At 74.3% G+C, this 26,865-nt stretch carries 27 protein-coding genes and 1 pseudogene; 14 read left to right on the top strand and 14 right to left on the bottom strand.

All coding sequences use genetic code 11. The features are described from left to right. Positions 1–696 precede the first annotated feature (696 nt). The 3 genes from QPK52_RS21775 (at position 697) to QPK52_RS21785 (ending at position 4,031) form a co-directional block, all read left to right on the top strand. Positions 697–1,977 carry a glycosyltransferase family 4 protein gene (locus QPK52_RS21775; protein WP_410539130.1) on the top strand — a complete coding sequence of 427 codons (1,281 nt, stop codon included), beginning with the start codon at positions 697–699 and terminating at the stop codon, positions 1,975–1,977. Beyond that, positions 1,974–2,906, top strand: coding sequence for a hypothetical protein (locus tag QPK52_RS21780; protein ID WP_410539131.1), 933 nt, complete (start codon positions 1,974–1,976; stop codon positions 2,904–2,906). Before QPK52_RS21775 ends, QPK52_RS21780 begins: the two co-directional genes overlap by 4 nt. A gap of 120 nt (positions 2,907–3,026) precedes the next feature. Then, positions 3,027–4,031: a helix-turn-helix transcriptional regulator gene (locus tag QPK52_RS21785; protein ID WP_410539132.1), complete on the top strand. Its 1,005-nt coding sequence runs from the start codon at positions 3,027–3,029 to the stop codon at positions 4,029–4,031. Between the two features lie 64 nt (positions 4,032–4,095). Here QPK52_RS21785 and QPK52_RS21790 read toward each other — a convergent pair whose 3' ends face one another. From QPK52_RS21790 to QPK52_RS21815, 6 genes are read right to left on the bottom strand one after another with little or no spacing between them, the layout of a single operon-like run. Further along, complete coding sequence (locus tag QPK52_RS21790; protein WP_410539133.1) at positions 4,096–4,710, bottom strand: hypothetical protein; 615 nt, start codon at positions 4,708–4,710, stop codon at positions 4,096–4,098. Next, positions 4,703–5,335 (bottom strand): hypothetical protein, encoded by a 633-nt coding sequence (locus QPK52_RS21795; protein WP_410539134.1) that lies wholly within the window; start codon positions 5,333–5,335, stop codon positions 4,703–4,705. The genes QPK52_RS21790 and QPK52_RS21795 overlap by 8 nt, the downstream gene beginning before the upstream one ends. 1 nt (position 5,336) lies before the next feature. After that, complete coding sequence (locus tag QPK52_RS21800) at positions 5,337–5,594, bottom strand: gas vesicle protein GvpG (protein WP_093662876.1); 258 nt, start codon at positions 5,592–5,594, stop codon at positions 5,337–5,339. Positions 5,595–5,600: 6 nt separating this feature from the next. Further along, positions 5,601–6,368 (bottom strand): GvpL/GvpF family gas vesicle protein, encoded by a 768-nt coding sequence (locus QPK52_RS21805; protein WP_410539135.1) that lies wholly within the window; start codon positions 6,366–6,368, stop codon positions 5,601–5,603. Beyond that, positions 6,365–6,790, bottom strand: a complete 426-nt coding sequence (locus tag QPK52_RS21810) for a gas vesicle structural protein GvpA (RefSeq protein WP_410539136.1) — start codon at positions 6,788–6,790, stop codon at positions 6,365–6,367. Before QPK52_RS21810 ends, QPK52_RS21805 begins: the two co-directional genes overlap by 4 nt. 33 nt (positions 6,791–6,823) lie before the next feature. Then, a complete protein-coding gene (locus tag QPK52_RS21815; RefSeq protein WP_410539137.1) occupies positions 6,824–7,144 on the bottom strand; it encodes a gas vesicle protein in 321 nt (106 codons plus the stop codon). A gap of 306 nt (positions 7,145–7,450) precedes the next feature. Here QPK52_RS21815 and QPK52_RS21820 point away from each other — a divergent pair, with 306 nt between their 5' ends. After that, complete coding sequence (locus tag QPK52_RS21820; protein WP_093662880.1) at positions 7,451–7,666, top strand: I78 family peptidase inhibitor; 216 nt, start codon at positions 7,451–7,453, stop codon at positions 7,664–7,666. 129 nt (positions 7,667–7,795) lie between these two features. Here the strand turns inward: QPK52_RS21820 and QPK52_RS21825 are convergent, their stop codons facing one another. Then, positions 7,796–8,833: a phosphatase PAP2 family protein gene (locus QPK52_RS21825; RefSeq protein WP_410539138.1), complete on the bottom strand. Its 1,038-nt coding sequence runs from the start codon at positions 8,831–8,833 to the stop codon at positions 7,796–7,798. A gap of 246 nt (positions 8,834–9,079) precedes the next feature. Further along, complete coding sequence (locus QPK52_RS21830; protein ID WP_410539139.1) at positions 9,080–9,265, bottom strand: hypothetical protein; 186 nt, start codon at positions 9,263–9,265, stop codon at positions 9,080–9,082. 197 nt (positions 9,266–9,462) lie between these two features. Between QPK52_RS21830 and QPK52_RS21835 the strand changes: the two genes are divergently transcribed. Next, a complete protein-coding gene (locus QPK52_RS21835) occupies positions 9,463–11,262 on the top strand; it encodes an MFS transporter (RefSeq protein ID WP_410539140.1) in 1,800 nt (599 codons plus the stop codon). Between the two features lie 41 nt (positions 11,263–11,303). Beyond that, positions 11,304–12,491, top strand: coding sequence for an acyl-CoA dehydrogenase family protein (locus QPK52_RS21840; protein ID WP_410539141.1), 1,188 nt, complete (start codon positions 11,304–11,306; stop codon positions 12,489–12,491). A 30-nt stretch (positions 12,492–12,521) separates the two neighbouring features. Here QPK52_RS21840 and QPK52_RS21845 read toward each other — a convergent pair whose 3' ends face one another. Then, positions 12,522–12,962, bottom strand: coding sequence for a cell division protein SepF (locus QPK52_RS21845; protein ID WP_093662885.1), 441 nt, complete (start codon positions 12,960–12,962; stop codon positions 12,522–12,524). Positions 12,963–13,270: 308 nt separating this feature from the next. On the opposite strand from QPK52_RS21845, the gene QPK52_RS21850 reads away from it, so the two are divergent. From QPK52_RS21850 to QPK52_RS21860, 3 genes are all read left to right on the top strand, one after another. Continuing rightward, positions 13,271–14,503, top strand: a complete 1,233-nt coding sequence (locus tag QPK52_RS21850; RefSeq protein WP_410539143.1) for a DUF5685 family protein — start codon at positions 13,271–13,273, stop codon at positions 14,501–14,503. Between the two features lie 207 nt (positions 14,504–14,710). Beyond that, the gene (locus tag QPK52_RS21855; RefSeq protein WP_410539145.1) at positions 14,711–15,607 is read left to right on the top strand and encodes a S1 family peptidase; all 897 of its coding nucleotides are present in this window, start codon (positions 14,711–14,713) and stop codon (positions 15,605–15,607) included. A 276-nt stretch (positions 15,608–15,883) separates the two neighbouring features. Further along, positions 15,884–16,957 (top strand): S1 family peptidase, encoded by a 1,074-nt coding sequence (locus QPK52_RS21860; RefSeq protein WP_410539146.1) that lies wholly within the window; start codon positions 15,884–15,886, stop codon positions 16,955–16,957. Positions 16,958–17,108: 151 nt separating this feature from the next. Here QPK52_RS21860 and QPK52_RS21865 read toward each other — a convergent pair whose 3' ends face one another. Together QPK52_RS21865 and QPK52_RS21870 are read right to left on the bottom strand one after the other, a co-directional pair. Beyond that, the gene (locus QPK52_RS21865; RefSeq protein ID WP_410539147.1) at positions 17,109–18,137 is read right to left on the bottom strand and encodes an aspartate-semialdehyde dehydrogenase; all 1,029 of its coding nucleotides are present in this window, start codon (positions 18,135–18,137) and stop codon (positions 17,109–17,111) included. A 189-nt stretch (positions 18,138–18,326) separates the two neighbouring features. After that, positions 18,327–19,289 (bottom strand): alpha/beta hydrolase, encoded by a 963-nt coding sequence (locus QPK52_RS21870; RefSeq protein WP_410539148.1) that lies wholly within the window; start codon positions 19,287–19,289, stop codon positions 18,327–18,329. A 242-nt stretch (positions 19,290–19,531) separates the two neighbouring features. Here QPK52_RS21870 and QPK52_RS21875 point away from each other — a divergent pair, with 242 nt between their 5' ends. The 3 genes and pseudogenes from QPK52_RS21875 to QPK52_RS21885 form a co-directional block, all read left to right on the top strand. Then, positions 19,532–20,713 (top strand): acyl-CoA dehydrogenase family protein, encoded by a 1,182-nt coding sequence (locus tag QPK52_RS21875; protein WP_410540436.1) that lies wholly within the window; start codon positions 19,532–19,534, stop codon positions 20,711–20,713. After that, positions 20,710–21,864 carry an acyl-CoA dehydrogenase family protein gene (locus QPK52_RS21880; protein ID WP_410539149.1) on the top strand — a complete coding sequence of 385 codons (1,155 nt, stop codon included), beginning with the start codon at positions 20,710–20,712 and terminating at the stop codon, positions 21,862–21,864. Before QPK52_RS21875 ends, QPK52_RS21880 begins: the two co-directional genes overlap by 4 nt. 177 nt (positions 21,865–22,041) lie before the next feature. Next, positions 22,042–22,539, top strand: a pseudogene (locus tag QPK52_RS21885) (NUDIX hydrolase); the annotation flags it as partial. 16 nt (positions 22,540–22,555) lie between these two features. Here the strand turns inward: QPK52_RS21885 and QPK52_RS21890 are convergent. Both QPK52_RS21890 and QPK52_RS21895 read right to left on the bottom strand, forming a co-directional pair. Continuing rightward, positions 22,556–23,368 (bottom strand): dioxygenase, encoded by an 813-nt coding sequence (locus QPK52_RS21890; protein WP_410539150.1) that lies wholly within the window; start codon positions 23,366–23,368, stop codon positions 22,556–22,558. 83 nt (positions 23,369–23,451) lie between these two features. Next, positions 23,452–24,009, bottom strand: a complete 558-nt coding sequence (locus tag QPK52_RS21895) for a DoxX family protein (RefSeq protein WP_410539151.1) — start codon at positions 24,007–24,009, stop codon at positions 23,452–23,454. Positions 24,010–24,113: 104 nt separating this feature from the next. Between QPK52_RS21895 and QPK52_RS21900 the strand changes: the two genes are divergently transcribed. After that, positions 24,114–24,569, top strand: coding sequence for a MarR family winged helix-turn-helix transcriptional regulator (locus QPK52_RS21900; RefSeq protein ID WP_093662897.1), 456 nt, complete (start codon positions 24,114–24,116; stop codon positions 24,567–24,569). A 77-nt stretch (positions 24,570–24,646) separates the two neighbouring features. Here the strand turns inward: QPK52_RS21900 and QPK52_RS21905 are convergent, their stop codons facing one another. Beyond that, complete coding sequence (locus QPK52_RS21905; protein WP_410539152.1) at positions 24,647–25,285, bottom strand: hypothetical protein; 639 nt, start codon at positions 25,283–25,285, stop codon at positions 24,647–24,649. Between the two features lie 177 nt (positions 25,286–25,462). Between QPK52_RS21905 and QPK52_RS21910 the strand changes: the two genes are divergently transcribed. Then, on the top strand, positions 25,463–26,800 hold the full coding sequence (locus QPK52_RS21910) for a helix-turn-helix domain-containing protein (RefSeq protein WP_410539153.1): 1,338 nt from the start codon (positions 25,463–25,465) through the stop codon (positions 26,798–26,800). Positions 26,801–26,865: the final 65 nt, after the last annotated feature.

Consider the following 26,865-nt stretch of genomic DNA (forward strand, 5'->3'; position numbering starts at 1 on the left):
GGCGGCGCGGAGCGCCCGGAGCCCGGTGCATTGTCGGCCGACCGGGTGGGGTCCGGGCCCCGCACCGGCGCGTTTGCGCCGGTCGCGCGCCTGCACGGGCCTAGCGTGGAGAGGTGCCGCATACGCGTCTCGGCCCCCGGGCCGCCCCCGCCACCGCTCCGCCCCGCGCCGCTCCGGCGGTCCCGGCCGCCGGAGCGTGCCGGCTGCGCGGCCGCTCCGGGCCGGGTGCGGGCGCGGTACCGTCCGACGCCGCCGGAGCCGTCGCGCCGGTGTGCGCGAGGAGACGGAGGCGGCCGGGAGGGAGATCGGAGAGAACCGGCGCGACGAACGGGGAGGACCTCCGGGAGCGGAGGTGCTCCCCGCACTGACCCCCGGGGCGCCGCCGCCCCGCCGGGCCGTCCGTACCGCCGCCCGCCGGGACGGGGGACACGGGGTCGCGCGCGGAAGGGCGCACCGGTGCCCCGCGCGGCGGCGCGGAGCGCCCGGAGAGCGCCCGGAGACGGCGGAACGAGCCGTTCGGTTCCCGAAAAAGACTCACATCAGGTGAACTTTTCGGGTACAAGGCGATCAAGCCGGTCAACCTTCGGCGGACGTCCGCGGTCTCTCCGGGCGAACGCGGCATCAATCAGGAGTGCGACACCGGGAAACACGGCGCCGGGATGCTTACCCGTGCGCTTCCGTGGGACATGGAGACGGATGCATATCTCTTTTCTGCTGCATCACGGGTACGGCATGGGTGGAACGATCCGGACCACCTTCAACCTCGCGTGCGCGCTCGCGGAGCAGCACGACGTCGAGATCGTCTCGGTCTTCCGGTACCGCGACCGTCCCGTCTTCGACCTGGACCCCGCGGTACGCCTGCGCCATCTGGTGGACATGCGCAAGCACAGCCCGGACTACGTCGGCGACGATCCCGAGCACGCCCGGCCGTCCAAGCTGTTCCCGCGCGCCGACGGCAACCACCGCAAGTACAGCGCGCTCACCGACCGCCGGATCACCGAGCACCTGGCCACCGTCGAGGCGGACGTCGTGATCGGCACCCGCCCCGGCCTCAACACCATGATCGCCATGCACACCCGGCCCGGCCCGGTGCGCATGGGGCAGGAGCACCTCACGCTCTCCACCCACTCGCGGGCGCTGCGGGCGACCCTGCGCGGCGCCTACCCGCGCCTGGACGCCATCACCACCGTCACCGAGGCCGACGCGCGTGACTACCGGCGCATGATGCGCCTGCCAGGAGTACACGTGCAGGCGGTGCCCAACGGTGTCCCCGCGCCGGCGGTGGAACCCTCCGACGGCACCGGGAAGTGGGTGGTGGCCGCCGGCCGGCTGGCTCCGGCCAAACGCTACGACGTACTGCTGAGGGCCTTCGCCAAGGTGGTCGAGCAGCGGCCCGACTGGCGGCTGAGGCTCTACGGGGCCGGACGTGAGGAGGCGAAGCTGCGGGCCATGGTCGAGGAGCTCGGCCTGTACAACCACGCGTTCCTCATGGGACCGGCCCACCCCATCGAGGCCGAGTGGGTCAAGGGCTCGGTCGCCGCCGTGACGTCCAGTCTGGAGTCCTTCGGAATGACGATCGTGGAGGCGATGCGCTGCGGCCTGCCGGTGGTGGCCACCACCTGCCCGCACGGGCCGGGGGAGATCATCGCCGACGGGGTGGACGGGAGGCTGGTGCCCACCGGCGACGTCGACGCCATCGCCGGGTCCCTGCTGGAGCTGATCAACGACGACGAACTGCGCCGCAGGATGGGCCGCGCCGCGATCGCGGACGCCGCCCGCTACGACCCCTCGCGGATCGGCGAGATGTACTCCTCGCTCTGCACGGAGCTCGTCGCACGCGGCGGGCGGAGCGGGATCGGCCGGCTGCGCTCCTCCCTGCACCGGACCCGGGGAGCCCTGCTGGGCGGGGCGTACGCCACCAAGGACGCCCTGGCCCGCGTCCGCCGAGGCGCGCTGAGAGGAGGAAGGACCGCATGACCGCGACCACCCGCAGGCCCGCCGGCGCCCCCGACGTCCCCGGGGCGACGGCACCGCGGGCCGACTGCACGGCGGACAGTGCGGGCGGCCTCAGCTTCGACATCAGGGTGCCCGGTGTCGCGGAGCGGTGGGACGCCGCCCTGCTGCTGCGGCTGCGCGACAGCGAACCGGAGGAGTCGGTGCGCCTGCCGCTGGAGCCGCTCTCCGGCGACCGGGACGGCTCCGTGCTGCGCGCCACCCTGCCCAGCACGGTTCCGCTGGCGGAGGGCCGCTGGGACGCCTATCTGGTGATCGGGGAGGGCGAGGCGCGGCGGCTGCTGCCCGGGTGCAGCGACCTGCGCTCCCTCGTCGACCGGGTGCCGCGCAACGACCGGACCTGGCTGGGCGTACGCATCCCGTACGCCACCAAGTACGGCAACCTCTCGCTGTGCTCCTGGCTGCGCTGGCCGCACGCCGAGGCGGGCGACGTCTGGCCCGCCGACGGCGGGCTGACCGTCCACGGGAGGCTGTACGGGGCCCGGCTGACCCCCACCGCGCGACTGGAGGCCCGCCCCCGCCGCGCCACCGCTCCCGACGGCGGGGAGGTGCGGCCCGTCACCGTACCGGTCACCCCGGCCGACGCACCTGCCCATGGGCACGGCTTCACGGCACGGCTGGCGTACGGCGACCTGGTCCGGGAGGGCGGCGCGGAGGGCGACTGGCAGCTGTGGCTGCGCCCCGGCGAGGACGCCGAGCCGGTGCGAGTGGCCCGCATCCTGGACGACATCGTCGACAAGCACAAGATCCTGCGCTACCCGGCGCGGCCCGTCGCAGCGGACGGGGACGCGGACAAGGCGGGCGGGAGCGGAGGGCTGACGGCCCGCCCGTACTACACCGGCGCCAACGATCTGTCCGTCCGGCTGGAGCGCACTGAGCCGTCCGGCTCCTGATCCCCGGCCCGGCCCGCAGGGCCCCCGCCCGTTCGAGGCCCTCCCGGGGCGGGCGGGGCGCCGGCGGGCACAGCGGACAGCCGCCGTCCTCGGTCCTCACGAGGTGGCAGACTCGGCCGCATGAGGGAGACATCGGCACGGCTGCTGCGTCTGCTGTCCCTGCTCCAGGCCCACCGCGAGTGGTCCGGGGCCGAGTTGGCCGAGCGTCTCCGGGTGACTCCGCGGACGGTGCGCCGCGACGTGGAACGGCTGCGGACGCTGGGCTACCCCGTCCACTCCACCACCGGTACCGCCGGCGGCTACCGGCTCGGCGCGGGCGCCGAGCTGCCGCCCCTGCTCCTGGACGACGACGAGGCGGTGGCCGTCGCGGTCGGGCTGCGCACGGCCGCGCACAACGCGGTACAGGGGATGGAGGAGTCCTCGGTACGGGCCCTGGCCAAGCTGGAACAGGTGCTGCCGCACCGGCTGCGCCGCCGGGTGAGCGCGCTCACCGCCTTCACCGATCCGCTCGGCGGGCGCCGCGGCCCGGCCGTCGAGGTGAAGACCATCACCGAACTGGTGAACGCCTGCCGCGACCGGCAGCGGCTGCGCTTCACCTACCGGGGCCACGACGGCTCCGGCTCGCGCCGCACCGTCGAGCCGTACCGCCTGGTGTGCAGCAGCCACCGCTGGTACCTGGTGGGCTGGGACGCCGACCGCGCCGACTGGCGCACGTTCCGCCTCGACCGGCTCGCCCTCACCCCGCCGCACGGCCCCCGCTTCACCCCGCGGGAACCGCCCGCCGAGGACTGGGCCGCCTATGTCTCCGAGGGCATCTCCACGGGGGCGTACCCCGAGCGGGCGACCGTACTGCTGCACGCCCCGGCGGACCGGGTCGCGGAGCGGATCGCGCCCACGGCCGGCGTGCTGGAACCGGTGGACGGACGCACCTGCCTGCTGCGCACCGGCGCCCCCTCCCTGGACGAGATGGCCCTCCACGTCCTGATGCTGGGCTTCGACTTCGAGGTGCGCGAACCGGCCGCGCTGGGCGAGCGGATAGAGGAGCTGGCGGGCCGTCTCGGCCGGGCCTCGCGGGCGTGGCGGGCGGACGGGGAGGGCCGGGAGGAAGGCCGGGGGAGGGGGTGAGGGCGGAACGGGGAGGACCGCGAGGGCCGCGAGGTCGCCGGACCCCGTCCGCCCCGTGCCCGTGTCAGTCCTCGCCCACCGGGTCCCCGGGCTCCCCGTCGCCGCCGGTGGCCCCGCCGCCGTCGATCTCGATGCCCAGGCTCACCGAGCGCTGGAAGTCGGCGAGATCCAGCCGCACGCGGCGGGCCTGGGCGTGCCAGAGGGCCGCGGCCCTCTCCGGCAGGTTCCGGGGGCGGTAGTCCAGGACGACCAGTACCCGGGTCAGGTTCTCGGCCGGCCCGTGGAAGGTGGCCACACCCCTGGCCGCCCCCCTGGCGTCGTGGGCGGTCCACACGACGAGATCGTCCCGGATCCGGTCGGTGACGCGCACCTTCCGGCCGCGCCCGGGCCACAGGATCCTCGCGCCGCCCGGGGCCCCGTCTCCGGCGCCGTCCTCCAGGAACTCCAGCCACCGGTCGTACGCCTCGCGAACCGGTACGCCGACCTCGACGGACTCGCCGACGGCCGGCCCGCGGGCAGCGGTGCGCGCCCGGCCCCCGGCCCCGCCCGGCCCGCGGGCGGCGGCGAGCAGCAGACGCCGGGCACGCACCGCGGCCCGGCCGCCGGACGCCTGCAGCACACGTCCGGCGGCCGGGATGCCGACGGCGGTCCGCCGACGGCCGCCGGCAGCGTCAGCCACGCCCGGAGCCTCCCGTGCGCTTGGCCGTACCGGTCGTCTTCCGGGTGCCGCCGGACGACTTGCCGGCCTGCTCGCCGGCCGAGCCCGTGGCCTTCTTGGCGGCTCCGGCCGGTTTGCGGGACGCGGAGGCCGTCTTCCCGGAGGCCCGCGACGCGGTCTTCTTGGCCGGGGCGCGCCGGGAGGTGCTCCGCTCGCCCTCCTGCGACTTGCCGGAACCGCCGGTGCTCCGCGAGCCGTTCGCGTCCTTCCCCGGCTTCTCCTCCGAGGTGCCGGAGGCATCGGAAGCGTCCGAGGTGTCGGAGGCATCCGACGCCTCCTCGCCGCCGCTCTTCCACGGCACCCTGCCGAGCTGCCCCCGTACGCCGCCGGTCAGCGCTCCCAGGCGCTCGGTCGGCAGCGCGCCGGTGGCGGCCCTGCCGGCCTCCCTGACATTGTTCCGCAGCCGGCCGGTGGCCTCTGCGAGCTGCGGGGTCCTCTCCTTGAACTGCTCGCCGAGCCGGCCCGGGTCCACCCCGAGCCGCCTGGCCAGCAGCGCCCCGCCCATGCCGAGGGGCAGTTTGGTCCTGCCGCGCCCCACCACGTAACCCGTGGCGAAGGCCAGCGCCAGTGCCGACCGGTTCGTCATCTCAGTACTCTCCTTGGTTGCGCCGTCTCTGCTCCTGTACGGCTTCCAGCCGGTCGAGCAGTTCGTCCTCCCGGCGGTCGAACTCCTCCTCGTCGATCAGGCCTTCGTCCAACTGCCTGGACAGTTCGTGGAGTTCACGCTGGATCGCCGACGGGTCGTAGTACTGCCGCTCCGCTTCGGCAACCACCTGCCGCAGCACCCAGCCCGCGCCGCGGAACGGCGCCGCGGGCAGCTTCAGGATCCCGCCGATCAGCCCCATGCCGGCTCACCCCGCGGGCGAACCCGCGGCCTGGGCGGTCCGCCCGGCCTCGTCGGGCCGGCCCACGAAGCTGTACGGCGGCAGCGGACCCGTCGCGCGGATGTCCAGGTGGGGGTTGGCACGCCCCAGTTCCTCGACCGCGGCGGTGAACCCTTCGGCCCCCTCGCGGTCGAGGAGGAAGGAGAGGTTCGCCAGCCAGCCGGAGCCCTCCGGACCCGGCACGTACCGCCGGGCCAGGGGGGCGAGCGTCTCCTCGATCAGCCGGGCGTCCTCCGCCTCGCGCTCGCGCACGGCGTTCGCCACGAGTTCGCCCAGGCGCAGCTTGTCCTCGTGGGAGCCGCCGCCGGCGGCGCGGTTGCGCTCCGCCAGGCTCCGTGCCTCGGCGTCCTGCGAGAGCACCAGGCGCAGCACCTCGTCCTCGCGGTGGACGGCCTTCACGTTGTACTCGGAGCGGCCGTCCAGCTCCTCCAACTGCCGGATGTAGTGGGCGGCGTGCTCGGCCAGGACCCCGCGCACGGCCTCCTCGCCGTCGGAGAGGCTGCCGAAACGCAGCGGCAGGACCGGCCCCTTGGCGCCGACCTCGGTCAGCACCTGCTGGTGGGCCAGGAGATCGCGGCGCTTGGGCCGCAGGTCGTCCGGGCAGTCGCTGACGATCGCGGCGAGGTCTCCCTCGCGCACGATCCGGACCTCACGCGGCGGCTGGCCGACGCCGGGCGCCTTCTCGGGCAGCGCCGGGTGGTCCGAGCGCGCGATTCCGTAGACGTAGACGCTCACTCCGTCTCCTCCTTGCGGCGGGCGGAGGCGCGGCGCCTGCGGGGTTCGGTCTCCTCCTCGTCGGAACGGCCCGGGCGGAACGCGTCGGATATGCTCTCGGCGGCTCCGGCCAGGGCGCCCTTGGTCTTGCTGCTGGCACCGCTCTCGGTGGCGTTCTCCAGCACCTCGGGCAGACCGGGCGACTTCCTGGGCCCGGATTCCAGATCGAGGCGGTTGCACGCCTCGGCGAAACGCAGATACGTGTCGACGCTGGCGACCACGACGCGTACGTCGATCTTCAGGATCTCGATGCCGACCAGCGAGACGCGGACGAACGCGTCGATCACCAGTCCGCGGTCCAGGATGAGTTCCAGAACGTCGTAGAGACCGCTGCTGCCGCCCCCACCTCCGGTGGAACGCTGTGCGGGAACTGCCGTAGTCATATACGGAGCCACTCCTCTCGGGTGTCGCAGCTCTCAGCCGCGGCGGGACGAATCGGCCCGGCCGCGCTCGTAGCGGCGGACGCGGCGGTAACCGGTGAGGTGGCCGTCCTCGTCGAGGGTCACCTCGTACGAGGCCATCAGGCTCATCGTGTCCGGAACCCGCTCGAGTTCCATGACCTCCACCTCCAGAGCCCAGCCGTCCCCGGTCCGTTCGAACCGGGAGACGCTCTCGGCGTGGAGGCCGGTGAGGTCGGTGAACTCCGACCGGGCCGTGCGCATCGCCTCGCCGAGCGGGACGGGGCTCCGCCCGTCCTGCGCCGTCTGCTTGCTGTCGTTGCTCGTCTTCTCTGTCATGGGGCTCCTCTCAACCCCGGATACCGCGAGAGGATTTCCGTAAACATGCCTGTTTCCGGGGGGAATTGAGAGGCCCTCGGAGTTCCTCTTCCGTTATTCCGCGCGGGGAGCGGGATGATCTTCTCGGAAAACCCCTCGCGGCGCGTTCGGAAAGCAGGGCGCGTGGAATCCGCGGCGGTACGCGCGGTACGCGCGGACGGCGCGGCCGTACGGCGTTTGCGCCGCGGAGCGTTGTGACACAAGTGTGACGCCGCCATGATCCGGTCGGAACTTCCGGCTGCGCCGCCGACGCCGTACGGTGCTGCCATGGCACCGGCACCCACGAACCCGAGCACACCGGACGACGACCCCGAGACCTACGTCGGACTCGACGCGGCCACCGCCGAACGGCAGGCCCGCGAACGCGGCTGGACCACAGTGCGGTCCCTCCCGCCGGACGCGGTCATCACCATGGAGTACCTGTCGGGGCGGCTGAACTTCACGGTGGAGGACGGCGCCGTGGTCCGCTGCTGGAAGGGCTGACACGTGCGGTGGCCCCGCCGCCCCCGGCCGGGGGCGGCGGGGCCACCGCACGTACCGGGCTCCGCGGGGCGGGGGGAGATGGTGCGTACCGTCCCGTCCCCGCGGAGCCGAAGCGGCGCTAGGGCGCCGTCACTTCCGCGGCCCCATCGGCGCGGTCCGCGACACCGTGCGCTCACCGTACGGCCGGCGGCTGCCGGCGGGGGTGATGGGGGAGCGCTCCGAGCGGGCGGCGTGCTGCCGCGCATGGGAGGGGTGGTGGGTGCGCGGCTCCCCGGCCCGGGCCGGCGGATCGGCGGACAGCGCGGTCGGCAGGGCCGGTTCGGACAGGGCCGGTTCGGGCCGGGAGGCAGGATACGCCCCGCCCGCGCCGGGCCGGGCGGCGACCGGTGGGATGCGGGCCCCGGCGGTGCGCAGGCGGGCCGACAGGGGGGCCACTCCCTCCCGGAACCGGTACCAGTGGCTCAGCAGATACGCCTCGACATGGGCGATGAGGGGCTCGAACCAGGGCAGCGCCAGCAGGATGAGCAGCCCCGAAGCCCAGCCCAGGAGCACGTCGCTGACCCAGTGGGTGCCGATGTAGACGGTGGTGGTGCCGACGCCGAGCGCGAAGACCGCCGCGACGACCGACAGCCGGCGCCGGGCCCGCGGCGTGGTGGCCAGATAGGCCAGGATCCCCCAGGTGACCACCGCGTTCGCCGTGTGGCCGGAGGGGAATATGTCGCCCGTCAGGAACATCTCGTTGGCGCCTATGCGGTTCGCGTAGTGCGGACCTTCACGCCCCATCCCGAGTTTCGCCGCCCCCACCGTCACGTTCAGCAACAGCAGGGAGGCGCTCAGGACCAGCAGCGGGCGCAGCGTCCGCTGCCGCCAGGAGCGCCAGCCGAGCCAGGCGGCGACCAGCACCGCGGTGGGGCCGCGCTGGCCGAGGACCACGAAGTAGTCGAGGAAGGCGTGGAGCTCCGGCCACTGCTTGTACGGGCGGAAGAGCATGACCTGCCAGTCCAGCCGGACCAGCCGGGAGGTGGTCAGCACCGCCGCCACGATGGCCGCGTAGAGGCCCAGCGTGGTGAAGAAGAGCGTCTTGCGGGTGCCGCTCATCTCCGGTGGGGGAGTGAGCGGCCGCGCTGGCTCCTGTTCCAGGCGGGCGAAGATCCGGTCGGTACGCACTCGAATGAGATTACAGGCGGTGACCGGTGCTACCGAACCGGCCACCTGCTTCGTAATGCCTATGTGATGTGCAACGGGCTTCCGCCCGTGCGCGGAGAGGCTGTTTTCCCACGTCCGGGAGAAGTCTGCGGATTTTCCGACCGGAGCTGTTATCGAAGTTGCGGCGCGTGTTCTTTTTCCCGGAAGACGGGCACAGTCCACCCGCCATTAACCGGTGCGCGACCCGGCCGGACGGGCCGGGCCGGGTCAGGGCGGGCCGGAACCGTGCAGCCACACCACCCCGTACACCGCCGCGCCGAACGCGGCCACGGTCAGGACCGTCGCCGATGCGGCCGTACGCCACCGCGCCAGGGCGGCCGCCGGCGGGCCGTACGCCGGGGCCACGGACTCCCGGGGCGGGGGAGAGGGGGGCGGCAGATCGCTCGCGGGCATGAACGAGGAGGGTATAGGGCCCGGACGGAGCGGCGAGATGGGTTTCGGTCCGGCGTCAACGTGAGGCGGGCCACGTGGCCGCGCGGAGGACTCGCGTACGCTGGCGCATTACTCGACCCTCCACACCGGGCCGGACGCTCCCCCGGCGTCCCGGCATTCCCCACGGCGGCGGTGCGAGCGCAACAGGAGGTGCGTACATGTCCGGGACGACCACGGCCGGAGCCACCAGGGCGGCGGACGTCCCCCGGCAGAGACCGCGACGGACGGGACCGGCCGGTCCGCCCGGCGCTTCCCCCGTGCCGGGCGGCGGCGCGAGCCGCTGGACCGTGCTGGTCGTGTTGTGCACCAGCCTGCTCCTGGTGGCCGTCGACGCGACGGTGCTGCACGTCGCCGTCCCCGCGGTCTCCCAGGCGCTGCGGCCCGGCGCCATCGAGCTGCTGTGGATCGTCGACGCCTACCCGCTGGTCTGCGCCTCCCTGCTGATCCTCTTCGGCACCCTCGGCGACCGGGTCGGGCGGCGCAGGGTGCTGCTGTGCGGCTACGCCGTCTTCGGCGTGGCCTCGGCGCTGGCGGCGTACGCGTACACCCCCGGGATGCTGATCGCGGCGCGTGCCCTGCTGGGGATCGGCGGCGCGATGATCATGCCCGCGACCCTGTCGATACTGCGCCAGGTCTTCCCCGACCGCCGCGAGCGGGCGCTGGCCATCGGCGTGTGGAGCGCGGTCGCCGCGGTCGGCGCCGCGGTGGGGCCGCTGGTCGGCGGCCTCCTGCTGGAGCACTTCTGGTGGGGATCGGTCTTCCTGGTCAACATCCCGCTGATGCTGCTGTGCATCCCGCTCGGGCGCCGCCTGCTGCCGGAGTCCACCGGCGACCGGGACGGCCCCTGGGACGTGGTCGGCGCACTGGTGGCCGCCGCCGGGCTCGGCGCGCTGATCCTGGGAGTGAAGCGGGCGGGCGGCGGCGAGGCGCTCCACCCGGGCACGCTGGTGTCGCTGGCGCTGGGCGCGGCGCTGCTCGCGCTCTTCGTGCGCCGCCAGCTCCGCCGCCGCCATCCCCTGGTGGACTGCGCCACCCTGGCCCGGCCCGCCTTCGGCACGGCGGTGGCATGCATCGTGCTGACGGTGCTGGCGCTGGTGGGCCTGGCGCTGATCGCCGCCCAGTACCTCCAGCTCGTCCTCGGGCTCACCCCCCTGCAGACCGGGCTGCGGCTGCTGCCGCTCAGCCTCGCCGCGATCGCCGCCGGGCTGGCCGGCTCCCGGATGCTGCGCCGGCTGGGGCCGCGCGTCATGGTGCTCGTGGGTTTCCTGCTCACCGCCGCCGCGGTGCTGTCGCTGACCGGTGTCGGCCTGCGGGACGAGCCGGCCCTGCTCGTCTGCGGCTTCGTCGTGCTGGGCTTCGGGCTGGAGACGACGCTGTTCGGTGCGTACGAGTCCATGCTCAGCGAGGCCCCGGCCCGGCAGGCGGGCGGCGCCGCGGCGATAGGCGAGACCGCCTACCAGCTCGGCGCGGGAATGGGCATCGCGGTCCTGGGCACCGTCATGAACGCCGCCTACGCCCCCGGTGTGCGGCGGACGGAGGGTGTGCCGGAGGCCGCCGGGGAGGAGGCCGCCCACTCGCTGAGCGCGGCGTACGAGGTCGCCGAACGCCTCGGCGGCCCGGCCGGCGAGGCGCTGCGCGAGGCGGCGCGGGAGTCGTTCGTCCACGGACTGCACGTGGCGCTGCTGGTCAGCGCCGCACTCCTGCTGCTCGGCGCGCTGGCCGCGCTGCGGCTGCCGCGTGCGATGGGGCTCCCGGGACAGGGCGGGGAGCCGGACGGGGACCCGGGCCAAGGGCTGGGCGGGGACTTCGGGCAGAGGCCGCCGGAGGAGCCGGACCGGGCGGACCGCACGGACCGGGACGGAGCCGCCCCCGCACGGGCCCGCACGTCCCCGGCCTCCGCCGGGCAGCCCGGGCAGCCGGGCGGCCGCCTCTTGTCCAGCGGGGTTACCCGGCCGTAACGTCGGGCGCGACCCTCGAAGACCCCCAGCCGGAGGCCACCGTGTTCAGCTCCGCCCCGCCCCCCTTCGATCCCGCCGACCCCCTCGGCCTGGACGATCTGCTCGCCCCCGAGGAGAAGGCGGTCCGCGACACCGTCCGCTCCTGGGCCGCCGACCGGGTGCTGCCGCACATCGCCGGGTGGTACGAGCGCGGCGAGCTGCCCGGCATCCGGGAGCTGGCCCGCGAACTCGGTTCGATCGGCGCCCTGGGCATGTCGCTCCAGGGTTATGGCTGCGCGGGCGCGTCCGCCGTCCAGTACGGGCTGGCCTGCCTGGAGCTGGAGGCCGCCGACTCCGGCATCCGCTCGCTGGTCTCGGTGCAGGGATCGCTGGCGATGTACGCCATCCACCGCTACGGCTCCGAGGAGCAGAAGCGGCAGTGGCTGCCGAGCATGGCCTCCGGCGAGGCCATCGGCTGCTTCGGCCTCACCGAGCCCGACCACGGCTCCGATCCGGCCGGGATGCGCACCCACGCCAAGCGGGACGGGGACGACTGGGTCCTCAACGGCCGCAAGATGTGGATCACCAACGGCTCGGTGGCCTCGGTCGCCGTCGTGTGGGCCCGCACCGACGAGGGCGTGCGCGGATTCGTCGTGCCCACCGGCACCCCGGGCTTCTCCGCGCCCGAGATCAGGCACAAGTGGTCCCTGCGCGCCTCGGTCACCAGCGAACTGGTCATGGACGACGTACGGCTGCCCGCCGACGCGGTGCTGCCTGAGGTCACCGGGCTGCGCGGCCCGCTGAGCTGTCTGAACCACGCCCGCTACGGCATCGTCTGGGGCGCGATGGGCGCGGCCCGCTCCAGTTTCGAGGCGGCCCTTCGGTACGCGCGCACCCGTGAGCAGTTCGGCCGGCCGATCGGCGGCTTCCAGCTCACCCAGGCCAAACTCGCCGACATGGCGCTGGAACTGCACAAGGGCATCCTGCTCGCCCACCACCTGGGGCGGCGGATGGACGCCGGCAGGCTCCGTCCCGAGCAGGTCAGTTTCGGCAAGCTCAACAACGTGCGCGAGGCGATCGAGATCTGCCGCACCTCCCGCACGATCCTGGGGGCCAACGGGATCTCCCTGGAGTACCCGGTGATGCGGCACGCCACGAACCTGGAGTCGGTGCTGACCTACGAGGGCACCGTGGAGATGCACCAACTGGTGCTGGGCAAGGCGCTCACCGGCGTGGACGCCTTCCGGTGAGCGGCCCGCCCGGCGCCGGTGCCGCGCCGGTCAGCTCTGGTTGAAGAAGCCGTCGGGGCTGCGGCGCTCCTGGCCGCTGATCACCTGGTAGTCGGGAGGAGTCAGCAGGAAGACGCGCGTGGCCACGCGCTCGATGGAACCGCGCAGGCCGAAGGTCAGGCCCGCGGCGAAGTCGACGACCCGCTTGGCGTCGGCGGGCTCCATGGCCGTGAGGTTCACGATCACCGGGACACCCTCCCGGAAGAGCTCGCCGATGCCCCGGGCGTCCCGGAACCCGTCGGGGGTGACCGTCGCGATCCGGGTGCCCTGGTCCTGGGCGGTCTCGGCGGTCACGCGCACCCGAGGGTCGGTGACCCAGGCGTCGCGGGCGTCCTCGGGCTCGGAACCCTCGGCGTACTCGTCGTCGTAGTAACGCATCTCGCTGTCGTCGACGAGGCCCAGCCAGGCACTCGCCTTGCGCACCGATCCCATGGACGCCTCCTCTCACATGCACGGTCCACCGTGTCTGGCAGCGCCTCCGCCGCGGGGCCCGCACCCCTATCGTCGTCCATGATGCTGACAACGCGCCAAACAGTTACCCGTTCCGCACGGGATTCGTGACGGTTCTGGTGCACAGGACGCGCGTGGCGCGCCCCCGCGGCGAGGGCCGGGAGGCTGTACGGGCGGTGACGCGGCGCCGAACCGGGCGGCCCCGCCGGACGGGTGGTCGCCAAGGGCATACGGGTGAAGTGCCCGGTATCGTGACGCGCACTCATGCGTAAGGGGTAACGGGGGGAAACTTGTTCGGCATCATCAGGCCGTGCCGTCACCGGCTCGGCGAGCGGCTGCTGGCCGCCTGGACCGCGCACCTGTGCGGACTCTGCCTCGCGCTGCGCGGCGACCACGGCCAGTTCGCGCGCGTCGTCACCAACTACGACGGACTCATCGTCTCCGCGCTCACCGAGGCGCAGACACCGCGCCCGGCGGGCGGCTCCGGCGCCCTGCGGCGCACCGCCGGCCCCTGCCCGCTGCGCGGGATGCGCACCGCCTCGGTGGCCCGTGGCGAGGGCGCCCGGCTGGCCGCCGCGGTGTCCCTGGTGCTGGCCTCGGCCAAGGTGCGCGACCACGTCGCCGACGGGGACGGGGCGATGGCGCGCCGCCCGGTGGCCGCGGCGGCCCGCAGGGTCGCGGTCGGCTGGGACCGGGCGGGAGCGCGTACCGGGGCCGAGCTGGGCTTCGACACCGCGGTGCTGACCGAGGCCGTCGAACGGCAGCCGCTGGTGGAGGCCGCGACGGGCCCGGGCGGTTCGCTGGTGACGGTCACCGAGCCGACCGAGACCGCCACCGCCGCCGCCTTCGCCCACACCGCCCGCCTCGCCGGGCGGCCCGGCAACGCGGAGCCGCTGGCCGAGGCCGGGCGGCTCTTCGGACGGCTGGCGCACCTCCTGGACGCCGTCGAGGACATGGCCGCGGACGAGGAGGCGGGTGCGTGGAACCCGGTCGCCGCCACCGGTACCCCCCTGCCCGAGGTGCGCAGGCTGTGCGACGACGCCGTACGCGGTGTACGACTGGCCCTGCGGGACGTGGAGTTCGCGGACGAGGAGGGCGCCGAGCTGGTGCGGGCGCTGCTGGGCCGCGAGGCGGGACACGCGGTGGACCGGGCCTTCGCGGCGGCGCGCGTCAGCTCGCCGCGACCCGGGCGTCCGGGATCCCCCGGTTATCCGGGGCATCCCGGAACGCCGTTTCCCGGCCCGCCGCGCCGCCGGGGCGCGGTGGCCGGATGCGCGGTGTGGACGGGACTGTTCTGCACCGGGCGGGTTTGCTGCAGCAAGGAGTACCAGGATCCCTGGTCGGGGCGCAGACGTGAGGGGCTGTGCCGGTCATGCGACTGCTCCAGCTGCGCCGACTGCTGTGAGTGCTGCGGAAACTGCTGTAGGTGCTGCAACAGCTCGGGTGGATCGGGGAGTTCCGGCGGTTCGGGCGGTGGTGGCGGGGGATGCGACTGCAACTGCTGCTGCGGAGGCTGCGACTGACGTCGGATCACGTCCGTTATGCGGGATGGCCGGTGCGCTGAGCGATGCAACTTGGCGCAACGGCACTCTTGCGCGCACGGATCGAACATGTGAATACTCCGTCGCGGTGCTTGTCAGGGACGCGTCGGACAGCGGGTCCCGGGCGGCTCCGCGTGCCCGTGCCCCCATCACGGGTTCCCCCCATACCCTTCACAGGAGGAACAGCCAGTGAAGACCGAGCGCACCTCCCCCAACGGTACTTCCGCCAGACGAGGCCGTATCCGCCTGGTCGCCGCGGCCTCCGCCGTCGTCGCCGCCGCGGCCATGGCCCTGCCGGCCTCGGCGAGCGCCGCCCCCTCGCCCTCGCCCGCGGCCCAGGTCGCCATGGCGGACAAGGCGATGAAGACCGCGGACGTCGCGGGGACCGCCTGGTACACCGACAAGGCGACCAACACCCTGGTCGTCACGGTGGACAGCACCGTCAGCCAGTCCGAGATAGCCAAGATCAAGAAGACGGCCGGCGCGGGCGCGGAAGCGATCCGCATCGAGCGCACCCCCGGCAAGTTCAACAAGCTGATCTCCGGCGGCGACGCCATCTACAGTGGCGGCGGGCGCTGCTCGCTGGGCTTCAACGTCCGCAGCAGCAGCGGTGTGGACTACTTCCTGACCGCCGGGCACTGCACCAACGGCACCTCCAGCTGGAGCAACGGGTCCTCCACCATCGGCTCGACGGCCGGTTCCAGCTTCCCGAACAACGACTACGGCATCGTCCGCTACACCAGCTCCATCAGCCGCCCCGGCACGGTGGGCAACCAGGACATCGCCCGCGCCGCCAACCCGTCCGTGGGCCAGACCGTCTACCGCCGCGGCAGCACCACCGGCACCCACAGCGGCCGCGTCACCGGCCTGAACGCCACGGTCAACTACGGCGGCGGCGACGTCGTCTACGGCATGATCCAGACCAACGTCTGCGCCGAGCCCGGCGACAGCGGCGGCCCGCTGTACTACGGCACCACCGCCTTCGGCCTGACCTCCGGCGGCAGCGGCAACTGCCGCACCGGCGGCACGACCTTCTACCAGCCGGTCGTGGAGGCGCTGAACGCCTACGGCGTGAGCGTCTACTGACCTCACCGCCTTCCGGGCCCCCGTCCGGCTCCGCCGGGCGGGGGCTCCGTCGTGCCTGCCGTACCCGCCGTGATCGTCGGACGGGCGGGGCGGGCGGGCCCGGCGTGCCGGACCGCGCCGGCGCGGGGATGATGGCGGAGGCGGTCGTCACCCTCCGGTGCGGTGTGCGCACTCTCCGTGTGTAACCCCGTCGGCCGAGGAAAGGATGACCGGGCCGGACATTCCTCCGGGGCCGCATCCCCACAGGCGGCCCCATCCCCCACGGGAGGCACAGTGTTGAAACACCGACGGACACTCACGCGGCGCATCGCCGTCGCGGGCGTGGGCGTGGCGGCGATGCTCTCCGCCCCCCTCGCCCCGGCGAGCGCGGACACCCCGGCCCCCGTCGCGCCCAGACCGCTCACCCCCACCGCCGCGGGCCAGCTGGCCTCGACCCTCTCCGGCGACCTCAAGGACGACATGGCGGGCGCCTACTACGACGCAGGGGCGCGCAAACTGGTGGTCAACGTCCTCAGCGGGACGAGCGCGGAGAAGGTCCGGCAGGCCGGTGCCGAGCCCCGGATCGTCAAGCACTCCCTCGCCCGGCTCGGCGCCGTGCAGAAGGACCTCGCGGCCAAGAGCGTCCCCGGCACCGCGCGCGCCGTCGACCACCGGCTCAACAAGGTCGTCGTCACCGCGGACAGCACGGTGGGGGCGGAGGCGCTGGCCGATCTGACGAAGCGGGTGGCGGCGCGGGGCGACATGGCGGTCCTCAAGCGGGCCGAGGGGAGGTTCGCCCCCCTGGCCCTGGGCGGCGACGCGATCTGGCGCGGGGACGGCGCGCGCTGCTCGCTCGGCTTCAACGTGGTCAGGAACGGCATGCCGTACTTCCTCACCGCGGGCCACTGCGCCCGGCTCCTCGACCGCTGGTCCGCCACCAGGTCCGGGCCGGGCATCGGGGTCACCGTGGCGAGCGAGTTCCCCGGCGACGACCACGCCCTGGTGCAGTACACCACCCGTACGGACCACCGCAGCCGGGTGAACCTGTACGACGGGTCCAGCCGGGCCATCACCCGGGCCGCCGACCCCATCGTGGGCCAGCGGGTACAGCGCAGCGGCAGCACCACGAAGGTCCGCGACGGCGAGGTCACGGCGGTGAACGTCTCCGTGACCTACCCGCAGGGCAGGGTCGACGGGCTGATCCAGACGAACGTCTGCGCCGAGCCCGGCGACAGCGGCGGCCCGCTGTTCTCCGACACCACCGGCCACGGCCTGACCTCCGGCGGACGCGGGGACTGCTCCAGGGGAGGCGAGACCTTCTACCAGCCGCTGACCGAGGCGCTGCGGGACCACGGCGCCCGGATCGGCTGACTGCGGCCCGGCCCGGACCGGCTCCGCTTCCCCGAGGGGCGCGGAAACGGCCCCGGCCCCGCCTCCAGCGGGAGGCGGGGCCGGGCGGCGGATGCGGGGCCGCGTACCGGGCGACGCCGGCCGGTACCCGTCGGAGCGGCCCTCCGGGCGGCTAGCGGGACTCGGCCGCGACCAGCTCCGCGATCTGGACGGCGTTGAGCGCCGCGCCCTTGCGGAGGTTGTCGCCGGCGCAGAACAGGGCCAGACCGTGCTCGGCGGTCTCGTCGGCGCGGATCCGGCCCACGTAGGTCGGGTCCTGGCCGGCCGCCTGCTGCGGGGTGGGGATCTCGGAGAGGACCACGCCCGGAGCATCCTCCAGCAGCTCCCGGGCGCGCTCGGGGCTGATCGGCCGTTCGAAGCGGGCGTTGATCTGGAGCGAGTGGCCGGTGAAGACCGGCACGCGCACGCAGGTGCCCGAGACCTTCAGCTCCGGGATGCCGAGGATCTTGCGGCTCTCGTTGCGGAGCTTCTGCTCCTCGTCGGTCTCGCCCAGCCCGTCGTCCACGATGGAGCCCGCCATCGGCAGCACGTTGAAGGCGATGGGCCGCACGTACTTGTCGGGCTCGGGGAACTCGACCGCGGAGCCGTCGAAGGCCAGCCGCGTGGCGTCGCCCTCGACCGCCTTGCGGGTCTGCTCGTCCAGCTCGGCGACGCCGGCCAGACCGCTGCCGGACACCGCCTGGTAGGTGGCCACGACCAGGGCGGTCAGCCCGGCCTCGGCGTGCAGCGGCCGCAGCACCGGCATGGCGGCCATGGTGGTGCAGTTGGGGTTGGCGATGATGCCCTTGGGGCGCTCGGCGACGGCTTGCGGGTTCACCTCGGAGACCACCAGCGGGACCTCGGGGTCCAGCCGCCAGGCGGAGGAGTTGTCGATGACCACGGGCCCGGCCGCGGCCACCTTCGGGGCCAGGGCCTTCGAGGTCGAGCCGCCCGCGGAGAACAGCACGATGTCCAGCCCCGTGTAGTCGGCCGTGGCGGCGTCCTCGACGGTGATCTCGCCGTCCTTCCAGGGCAGCGTCCGTCCGGCCGAGCGAGCCGAGGCGAACAGCCGGAGCTGCTCCACGGGGAAGTCGCGCTCGGCCAGGATCTCGCGCATCACTCCGCCGACCTGGCCGGTGGCTCCGACGATGCCGATTCTCATGGGGCTCCTTCTGTCGTGCGTGTCCCGCTGCGTCAGCCCTCTACCCTGCCCTGCCGGACGGGAGGGTGCCAATTCCTGTGGTTCACCTCACGTTCGCGGCGGTGGCGCGCACACGGCGGTGGCGGCCGCCTCGCGGCGACCGCCACCTTCGCTGTGCGGGGCTGTCCGTCCGATGCCCGAGGGCGCGGGTCAGCGCAGCGGGCAGCTGCCGCGGTACTCCTCGATGGCGAGGCTGGGCCGGGGCAGCGGGCACAGGAACTGCTCGTAGCGGGTGTCGTTGTCCACGAAGCGCTTCAGCCAGGAGATGCTGTACTTGGCGATCTCGGTGTTCGAGGTGTTCGGCGCGAAGTGCGTGGCGTTGTTCAGCTCCATGTACGCCCGGTTGGTGGTGGAGGGCAGGCTCTCGTAGAACGGCTCGGCGTGCGAGCGCACCGGGGCGATGCTGTCTCCGTCGGCTCCGACGATGAAGGTCGGGACGGTGATCTCGCGCCAGGTCTTGTCGAGGTTCCAGGGGGTGAGCGGGATCGCGGCCTTCAGGGACGGCCGGTCCTTGGCGGCCTCCAGGCTGCCTCCGCCGCCCATGGAGTGGCCCATGACCGCCAGGCGGCCGCTGTCGATGCGGCCGCGGACCGAGCTGCGCTGGGTCAGGTAGTCCAGCGCGGCCAGCAGCTGGTCGCCGCGGCTGGCGGGCTGGTCGTAGCGGGTGTTGGTGTCGATGGTGAAGACCACGAAGCCCTGCGAGGCCAGGCGGGGGCCGTACCAGGACATGCTGGACTGGTCGGCGGTGTAGCCGGGCGAGATCGCGACCGCGCCGAAGGTGCCGTCGCTGGTGGTGGTCGGGTAGTAGATCGTCCCGCCGCCGAAGCCGGTCACCGACAGGGAGGACACCCTGGTCTCGGAGACGGAGTAGGGGCCGCGGAGCGCCTCGATGCTCCGCTCGGTCGGGGCCGGGCCGCGCTCGTAGGGGTTCTCGGCGGCCTGGACGGCGGCCGGCGCGGCGCCGGAGCCCTGGGTGGCCTGGGCGGTGGGCAGGGCGACGCCCACACCGCCCAGGACCATGGCCAGGGCCACGCCCAGCTTCGTCAGACGGCGGGGGGCGCGGCGGTGTCTGGTGGCCGTGCCCGGTGTCGTGTCGTGCTGCTGCGGCTCCATGATGACCCTTTCCAGGTGTGTGAGGGGTGACCTTCTGGGGTCGGACGGATGCATCGTGGTGCCGGAGCAGGCGGCTCCGCATCGGTGAAACCGCCGGTTCCCGCCGGGACCCGGTGCGGGTGCGGCGGTCATCGCGGGCGCGGCGCCGGAGCCATTGACGTACCAGTCGGTATGCCGCGAGGATAAGCAAGCGCTTAGTCGTGGCCCGTGAAGGAGATCCCGTGCCCCCTGCGAACGCCCCCGTGACCGACCCGGACGAACTGCGCCGACGTACCCAGGCGCTGCTCGCGGAGCACGATCCGGCCGTCACCGAACCACTCGACTTCCTCCGCGCCCGCTACGACGCGGGACTGGCCTGGGTGCACTTCCCCCACGGCCGCGGCGGGCTCGACGCGCCCCGCGCGCTCCAGGCCGTCGTCGACGCCGAGCTGGCCGCCGCCGAGGCCCCCGGCAACGACCCCGGCCGCAACGGCATCGGCCTGGGCATGGCCGCGCCGACGATCCTGCGCTACGGAACCGAGGAGCAGAAGGAGCGCTTCCTGCGCCCGCTGTGGACCGGCGAGGAGGTGTGGTGCCAGCTGTTCAGCGAGCCCGGAGCCGGCTCCGACCTGGCGGCGCTGGCCACCCGGGCGGTACGCGACGGCGACTCCTGGGTGGTCGACGGCCAGAAGGTGTGGACCTCCGGCGCCCACAACGCCCGCTGGGCCATCCTGATCGCCCGCACCGACCCGGACGTCCCCAAGCACCGCGGCATCACCTACTTCGTCTGCGACATGACCGACCCCGGCGTCGAGGTGCGGCCGCTGCGCCAGATCACCGGCGAGGCGGAGTTCAACGAGGTCTTCCTCACCGGCGTCCGCATCCCCGACGCCCACCGGCTCGGCGGGGTGGGGGAGGGGTGGAAGGTCGCCCAGACCACCCTCAACAACGAGCGCGTCGCCATCGGCGGCCAGCGCATGCCGCGCGAGAGCGGCATGGTCGGCAAGGTCGCCGCCACCTGGCGCGAGCGCCCCGAACTGCGCACCCACGGCCTCCACCAGCGGCTGCTGTCGGGCTGGGTCGGCGCGGAGGTCGCCCGGCTCACCGGCGAACGGCTGCGCCAGCAGCTCACCGCGGGCCATCCCGGCCCCGAGGGCGCCGGGATGAAGCTCGCCTTCGCACGCCTGGCGCAGGAGCTCAGCGGCCTGGAGGTCGAGCTGCTGGGCGAGGACGGCCTGTCCTACGACGACTGGACCCTGCGCCGGCCCGAGGCCGTGGACTTCACCGGCCGCGGGGCGGGCTACCGCTATCTGCGCGCCAAGGGCAACTCCATCGAGGGCGGCACCTCGGAGATCCTGCGCAACATCATCGCCGAGCGGGTGCTGGGACTGCCCGCCGAGCCCCGCACCGACAAGGACCTGCCCTGGAAGGAGCTCGCCCGATGACGGACCTTCTCTACTCGGAGATCGAGGAGGAGCTGCGCGCCAGCGTCCGAGCTCTGCTCACCGACCGCTGCCCGCACGAGAACACCCTGGGCCGCTGCGAGACGGGCGAGCCCTACGACCGCGGGCTGTGGCAGACCCTCGCCCGCGACCTGGGCGCGGCGTCCCTGGCGGTGCCCGAGGAGGCGGGCGGCGCCGGGGCCTCCGTGCGCGAGACCGCCGTGGTGCTGGAGGAGCTGGGCCGGGCGGCGGCGCCGACGCCGTACCTGGGCAGCGCCGTCCTGGCCACCACAGCCCTGCTCGCCCTGGAGGGCGCGGACGGCGACAGCGGTGACAGCGGCGCCGGCGAGGCGTCGAAGCTGCTCGCGTCCCTGGCAGCGGGCGAGCGCACCGCCGCACTGGCGGTGCCGCTCTCCGTGACGCCGGGGACCGGAACCTTCCCCTCCGCCGTACGGGCCGACAGCGCGGGCACTCTGACCGGCACGGTCACCTCGGTCGCCGACGCCGCGGCCGCCGACGTCCTGATCGTCCCGGCCGAGGGCCGGGACGGGCCGGGGCTGTACGCGGTGGAGACGACCGCGGCGGCCCTGGCCGTCGTACCGCGCACCTCCCTCGACCTCACCCGCCCGGTGGCCGACGTGACGCTCACCGGCACCGCCGCCCGGCGGCTGGCCGGCGCGGAGCGGGCCCCCGCCGCGCTGGAGCGCGCACTGCTGACCGGCGCCGGACTGCTCGCCTCCGAGCAGCTCGGCATCGCCGAGTGGTGCCTGACCGCCACCGTCGCCCATCTGAAGGACCGGCGGCAGTTCGGGCGGCAGCTCGGCTCGTTCCAGGCCCTCAAGCACCGGCTGGCCGACCTCTGGCTGGAGGTGGTGGGCGCGCGGGCCGCCGCCCGGTACGCCGCCGACACCCTCGCGACCGGCGATCCGGACGCCCCCGTGGCCGTCGCGGTGGCCGCCTCCCACTGCGGGGAGCTGGCGGTACGGGCGGCCGAGGAGTGCGTCCAGCTCCACGGCGGCATCGGCATGACCTGGGAGCACCCGGCACACCTGTACCTCAAGCGCGCCAAGGCCGACCAGATCGCGCTGGGCACCCCCGACCGCCACCGCGCCGCGCTCGCCGCGCTGGTGGACCTGCCGGCGCCGGTGGGCTGAGGCCGGCCGCGACGGGCCGACGGACCGACGGGCCGACGGGCGCGCGGGAGGCCGGGGGTGCGGGGGGCTCCCGGCCTTCCGCACCCCCGGAGCCGGTGGGGAGACCCTCGCCGGCTCCGGAGGCGCGGGACGGCGGTGCGATGATCGCGCACCATGAGGAGCCTGCGGAACAGAAGACGGCACAGGGAGATCGTCGACGTCCACCTCGTCCTGCGGCGCGGTGAGGAGGTGCTGCTCGCGCGCCGGGCGGGCACCGGTTACGCGGACGGCCTGCTGAACGTGCCGTCCGGCCACGCCGAGGACGGCGAGGACGTGCGGGAGGCGGTGATCCGGGAGGCGTACGAGGAGGTCGGGCTGCGTCTCGCGCCCGAGGAGCTGAAGGTCGCCCTCGTGGTGCAGCACTGCTCCCCGACCGGGGACCCCCGGATGGGGTGGTTCTTCGAGGCATGGGCGGGGGAAGGGCGCGAGCCGGTCAACGCGGAGCCGGACAAGTGCTCGGAGCTGGGCTGGTTCCCGCTTGAGGCGCTGCCCGGCGACATGGTGGCCTACTGCCGGGCCGCGCTGGAGGCCTACCGGGCGGGCCACCGCTTCGCGCTCCACTGGCACCGGCCCGGGGACTCCATCGCCTACGACCCGGCCGCCCCCGGCCGGGTCGTGGTGCTTCCGGCCACCTGAGGGCGGGCGCGCCGGCTCAGCCGAACTGCACCGAGCGCTTGGCCAGCCCGCCCCAGAAGCCGTCGACGGCCGTGCGCTGGGAGCCCAGATCGGCCTCGCCCGCCCCGAGGGAGACGAACAGCGGCGCGAAGTGGTCGGTGCGCGGGTGGGCGATCCGGCCCGCCGGAGCCCGGTGCTCGAAGTCGAGCAGGGCGTCGAGGTCCGCCCTCTCCAGGGCCTCGCCGCCCCAGGCGTCGAACTCCTTCGACCAGGACGGAGCCTCGTCGGGCCCGGCGCCCCACATCAGACCGCGCAGGTTGTGGGTGAAGAAGCCGCTGCCGACGATCAGCACCCCCTCGTCGCGCAGCGGGGCCAGCCTGCGGCCCAGCCGCAGCAGCTCCCCGGGATCGAGGGTGGGCATCGAGAGCTGGAGCACGGGGACGTCGGCGTCGGGGTACATCTCGGCCAGCGGCACGTACGCGCCGTGGTCCAGGCCCCGGTCCGGCGCCTCGTGCACCGGGGTCCCCGGCCCGGCGAGCAGGGCCCGCACCTTCGCGGCCAGGGCCGGGGCGCCCGGGGCCGGGTAGGCGACGCGGTAGTAGTGCTCGGGGAAGCCGTGGAAGTCGTACATCAGCGGGACGGTCCGGGTGGCGCCCAGCGTCACCGGCGCGGACTCCCAGTGGGCGGAGACGATCAGCACGGCCTCCGGTCGCGGCAGCCGCGCGGACCAGTCCGCGAGCTGCGCGGTCCACAGGGCGTCGTCGGCCAGTGGCGGGGCGCCGTGGCTGAGGTAGAGCACGGGCATGCGGTCCGCCGCGGGGCGCGGGGCCGGAGGGACGGTTGCGGTCATGGCGGTGCCTTCCGTTTCTTCTGCGTCCCCGCCTCCCGGGCTCGTGCGGAAGCGCGTACCGGGGAGCCCGGGGGAGGGGTGGATCAGGAGCGGGCCAGCAGGGTCGCGCCCGCGACGACCACGGCCAGTACGACGGCGGCCGCGCCGTGGGAGAGCCGGTGCGAGCGGAGCACGGGCAGGGCGCGGTCCACGGCCCAGCGGCCGGGTCCGGAGAGGGTGAGCGCGGCGGCGCCCGCGGCGAGGAGGAGCTCGTACTCCACGCCCTGCGGCGCGAAGAAGCCGCCGCCCCACTTCACCGCCACCGCGTTGACCATGGTTCCCAGCACGGCCGCCCCGGCGAGCGGGGTGAGCAGGCCGAGGGCGAGGGCGAGGCCGCCCGCGGTCTCCGTCAGCCCGGCGACGACGGCCATCGCCTCGGGCGACGGGTAGCCGAGGGAGGCGAAGAACTGCCCGGTGCCCTCGACGCCGCCTCCGCCGAACCAGCCGAACAGCTTCTGCGCGCCGTGCGCGGCCATCGTCAGGCCGAGGGCGAGACGCAGCAGCAGGAGCCCGGCGTCATGGGCGGTGGGCGAGGACGCCGGGGCGCCGGCGTCGGCGTACGCGCCGTCGGTGCCGTGGAGGGTGCCGGTGGGGATGGCCATGAGTGCTCTCCTGCTCTGCCGTTCTGCTGGTTCAAATTCGAATCACTTGCTCACGGCGAGCGTACAGCTCGGTTCGAATTTGAACAACCGCGTACGATGGAGGCATGAACGAGCCCCGATGGCTGGACGAGCTGGAGATGGCGGCCTGGCAGGGCTTCCTCGAGGCCGGCAACCGCGTCGCCCGACGGCTGGAGCAGCAGCTCAAGGACGAGGCGGGCCTGTCGCACCCGCAGTACGAGATCCTGGTCCACCTCGCCGACGCCCCCGGCGGCGAGATCCGCATGACCGAGCTGGCCGAACGGCTGATCACCTCCAAGAGCGGCCTGACCTACCAGGTCGGCCAGTTGGAGAGGCGCGGCCTGGTACGGCGCCGCGCCTGTCCCACCGACGTCCGCGGCGTCTTCGCGGTTCTCACCGAGGAGGGGCGCGAACTGCTGCGCGGCGCGGCCCCCGGTCATGTGGCGGCGGTGCGCGAGGTGCTCATCGACGTCCTGGACCGCGAGGAACTCGCCGTCCTGGCGCGGGCGCTGGGCGAGGTCGGCCGGCGGCTGCGCGACTGAGCGGACGGCGGGCGGAACGCCGTGCGGGCCCCGCCGCCGTACGGCGGCGGGGCCCGCACCGGCGGAACCCGGCCTGATCAGCGGTACAGCTTGTCCACCGCCGTGCGCGCCGTCTCCTTGAAGTCCTTCACCGGAGCGTCCTCGAAGGTGCCCATCTGGCCCCAGGCGACGACCGTGACCGTGCGCCCGTCCCGCCCCACGCCGAACAGATGGATCCCGTACTCGGACTCCGGCGGAGCGGTGTGGACGCCGTAGACGTGGGCGCCCTCCTCGACATCGACGCGGCCGTAGTCCCTCCACCGGGCGGACGCCCCCGGGTACCGCTCCTGGAAGTCCGCCGCGCAGTCGCGCACCGACGCCTCGGCCTCGGCCGCCAGCCTGCGGGCCGCGCCGGCGCCGGCGGTACGCACCGTGACCTGTACGGCCCCGGTGTCGTACTCCGTGTGGAACTGCCGGTGCCAGGCGCCCTTGGCGGGCAGCGCCTTCTCCAGGCAGAAGACCGGGGACTCCGGGAGCCCCCGGGCGACCTCGCCCTCGTACCAGGGCGAGAGCGGGTGCGGCGGAAGCTCCCGGGCGGAGAGGAACCCCGGTGCGGCGCTCCGCTCCGGGGCGGCCTGGGCCGTGCCGGCGGTGGTCAGTGCGGTCAGCGCGGTGGCGGTGGCGACCGCCACCGCCGCGGCGGTGGCGGTACGGCGGTGCCGTGTGCGGATGGTCATGCGGGTCTCCGTTTCGTCGGGTCGGCGGTTCGTCACCGCGAGCCTGCGCCGCCCCGTCACACGGTGGCAACAGAAACCGCGGAAAGCGGGACGCGGGAACGTTCGCGCCTAGGCTGACCAGTGGAAACGCGCGCGCCTGGAACGCGCTCCCGGAACGGCGCAGACGAGGGGGATGCCATGGGGGCCGCACGGGGGACGGAGGATTTCGCCTCCTTCCTGAGGGAGCTGAAGGAGCGGTCGGGGCACAGCTACGGCACGCTGGCACGCCGGCTGCACACCAGCACCTCCACACTGCACCGGTACTGCAACGGCCGGGCGGTACCGGCGCAGTACGCGCCGGTGGAACGGCTGGCGAGGCTGTGCGGCGCGACTCCGGAGGAACTCCTGGAGCTGCACCGGCGGTGGATGCGGGCCGACGCGTTGCGCGGAAGGGGGGCGGAGCGGCCGGGCCCGGCGGCGGAGACCGCTTCCGGAGCCCGCTTCGAATCCGAGCCCGAATCCGAGCCCGAGCCCGCGTCGCCCGCGGCCGCCGTCCCCCGGCGGAGCCGGGTGCCGCCGCGGCCGCTGCCCGCCGTGATCGCCGTACTCGCGGTGCTCCTCGTCGCGGCGGTCGCCGCCGCGACGTACGCCCTCCCCGACCGCGCCGGCCCGCAGCGCCGCACCGCGGGCGGGCCCACCGCTCCCGTGCCGGGGGCCGACGGCGGCTCCGGCGCCTCACCGCCCTCTTCCGGGCCCTCTTCCGCATCCCCTTCCGCCCCGCCCTCCTCCCCGTCCCCGGCCGGGGACGGCGGTAACGCCCAGGGCGGCGCGGAGCCGGGCCGCACCCCGCGGACGGCCTCCTCCCGGCTGCCGGACGGCGGCGACCGGGAACGCGGGCGCGGCGGTGCGCCGGGAGCGGCCCCGCTGAGCTGGTCGGCCCGCTCCCACGTGTGGCGCCACGGCTGCGACCACCGCTACCTGATCGACCTGCCGCCCTCCCGGGTCCCCCCGCCCCCGGTGGAACAGGACGCGGCCGGCTGGGCCCGCTCCCTGGGCGCCGTGCACGGCGGCGAGACCATCGTGGAGGCCACCGTGTACGGGACCGGGGCGGCCCCCGTGGTGATCGAGACCCTGCACGTCCGGGTGACGGCCCGGCGTACGCCTCCGGCCCGGTCGGTCTTCGCGATGAACGACGGCTGCGGCGGGTCCCTCACCCCGGCCGCCTTCTCCGTCGACCTGGACGCCCCGCGCCCGCGGGCGAAGCCCGTGGACGGCTACGACGGCGAGGGCGGCCGGCCCCTGCCGGCCGACCGCCTGCCGTACCGCGTCACCGCCGACGACCCCCTCGCGCTGCGCGTGGAGGCGCGGACCGAGGGCTGCGACTGCGACTGGTACATCGAAGTGGAGTGGAGCAGCGGCGACGACAGCGGCACCCTCCGCGTCGACGACGGCGGCCGCCCATTCCGCACCGGCGCGGTGGAAGGACGGCCGGAGTACCGCTGGGCGCCGGGGACCGGGACCTGGGAGCGAGGCTGACATGCTGGTGCACAATCGACGCACCCGCCGTACCCGCCCCACCCGCCGTCCCGACCCCGCCGCAG

Origin of the sequence: Streptomyces sp. KL2 (assembly GCF_046529545.1) — a bacterium.
Classification (GTDB): domain Bacteria; phylum Actinomycetota; class Actinomycetes; order Streptomycetales; family Streptomycetaceae; genus Streptomyces; species Streptomyces radiopugnans.

What these genes read in the sequence shown, in the direction of transcription:
- QPK52_RS21800 (WP_093662876.1), bottom strand. Translation starts at nt 5,594, where the DNA reads ATGGGGCTGATCGGCGGGATCCTGAAGCTGCCCGCGGCGCCGTTCCGC.
- QPK52_RS21830 (WP_410539139.1), bottom strand. Translation starts at nt 9,265, where the DNA reads ATGCCCGCGAGCGATCTGCCGCCCCCCTCTCCCCCGCCCCGGGAGTCC.
- QPK52_RS21785 (WP_410539132.1), top strand. Translation starts at nt 3,027, where the DNA reads ATGAGGGAGACATCGGCACGGCTGCTGCGTCTGCTGTCCCTGCTCCAG.
- QPK52_RS21870 (WP_410539148.1), bottom strand. Translation starts at nt 19,289, where the DNA reads ATGGAGCCGCAGCAGCACGACACGACACCGGGCACGGCCACCAGACAC.
- QPK52_RS21815 (WP_410539137.1), bottom strand. Translation starts at nt 7,144, where the DNA reads ATGACAGAGAAGACGAGCAACGACAGCAAGCAGACGGCGCAGGACGGG.
- QPK52_RS21910 (WP_410539153.1), top strand. Translation starts at nt 25,463, where the DNA reads ATGGGGGCCGCACGGGGGACGGAGGATTTCGCCTCCTTCCTGAGGGAG.
- QPK52_RS21820 (WP_093662880.1), top strand. Translation starts at nt 7,451, where the DNA reads ATGGCACCGGCACCCACGAACCCGAGCACACCGGACGACGACCCCGAG.
- QPK52_RS21890 (WP_410539150.1), bottom strand. Translation starts at nt 23,368, where the DNA reads ATGACCGCAACCGTCCCTCCGGCCCCGCGCCCCGCGGCGGACCGCATG.
- QPK52_RS21880 (WP_410539149.1), top strand. Translation starts at nt 20,710, where the DNA reads ATGACGGACCTTCTCTACTCGGAGATCGAGGAGGAGCTGCGCGCCAGC.
- QPK52_RS21845 (WP_093662885.1), bottom strand. Translation starts at nt 12,962, where the DNA reads ATGGGATCGGTGCGCAAGGCGAGTGCCTGGCTGGGCCTCGTCGACGAC.
- QPK52_RS21775 (WP_410539130.1), top strand. Translation starts at nt 697, where the DNA reads ATGCATATCTCTTTTCTGCTGCATCACGGGTACGGCATGGGTGGAACG.
- QPK52_RS21865 (WP_410539147.1), bottom strand. Translation starts at nt 18,137, where the DNA reads ATGAGAATCGGCATCGTCGGAGCCACCGGCCAGGTCGGCGGAGTGATG.
- QPK52_RS21810 (WP_410539136.1), bottom strand. Translation starts at nt 6,790, where the DNA reads ATGACTACGGCAGTTCCCGCACAGCGTTCCACCGGAGGTGGGGGCGGC.
- QPK52_RS21780 (WP_410539131.1), top strand. Translation starts at nt 1,974, where the DNA reads ATGACCGCGACCACCCGCAGGCCCGCCGGCGCCCCCGACGTCCCCGGG.
- QPK52_RS21900 (WP_093662897.1), top strand. Translation starts at nt 24,114, where the DNA reads ATGAACGAGCCCCGATGGCTGGACGAGCTGGAGATGGCGGCCTGGCAG.
- QPK52_RS21895 (WP_410539151.1), bottom strand. Translation starts at nt 24,009, where the DNA reads ATGGCCATCCCCACCGGCACCCTCCACGGCACCGACGGCGCGTACGCC.
- QPK52_RS21835 (WP_410539140.1), top strand. Translation starts at nt 9,463, where the DNA reads ATGTCCGGGACGACCACGGCCGGAGCCACCAGGGCGGCGGACGTCCCC.
- QPK52_RS21905 (WP_410539152.1), bottom strand. Translation starts at nt 25,285, where the DNA reads ATGACCATCCGCACACGGCACCGCCGTACCGCCACCGCCGCGGCGGTG.
- QPK52_RS21795 (WP_410539134.1), bottom strand. Translation starts at nt 5,335, where the DNA reads ATGACGAACCGGTCGGCACTGGCGCTGGCCTTCGCCACGGGTTACGTG.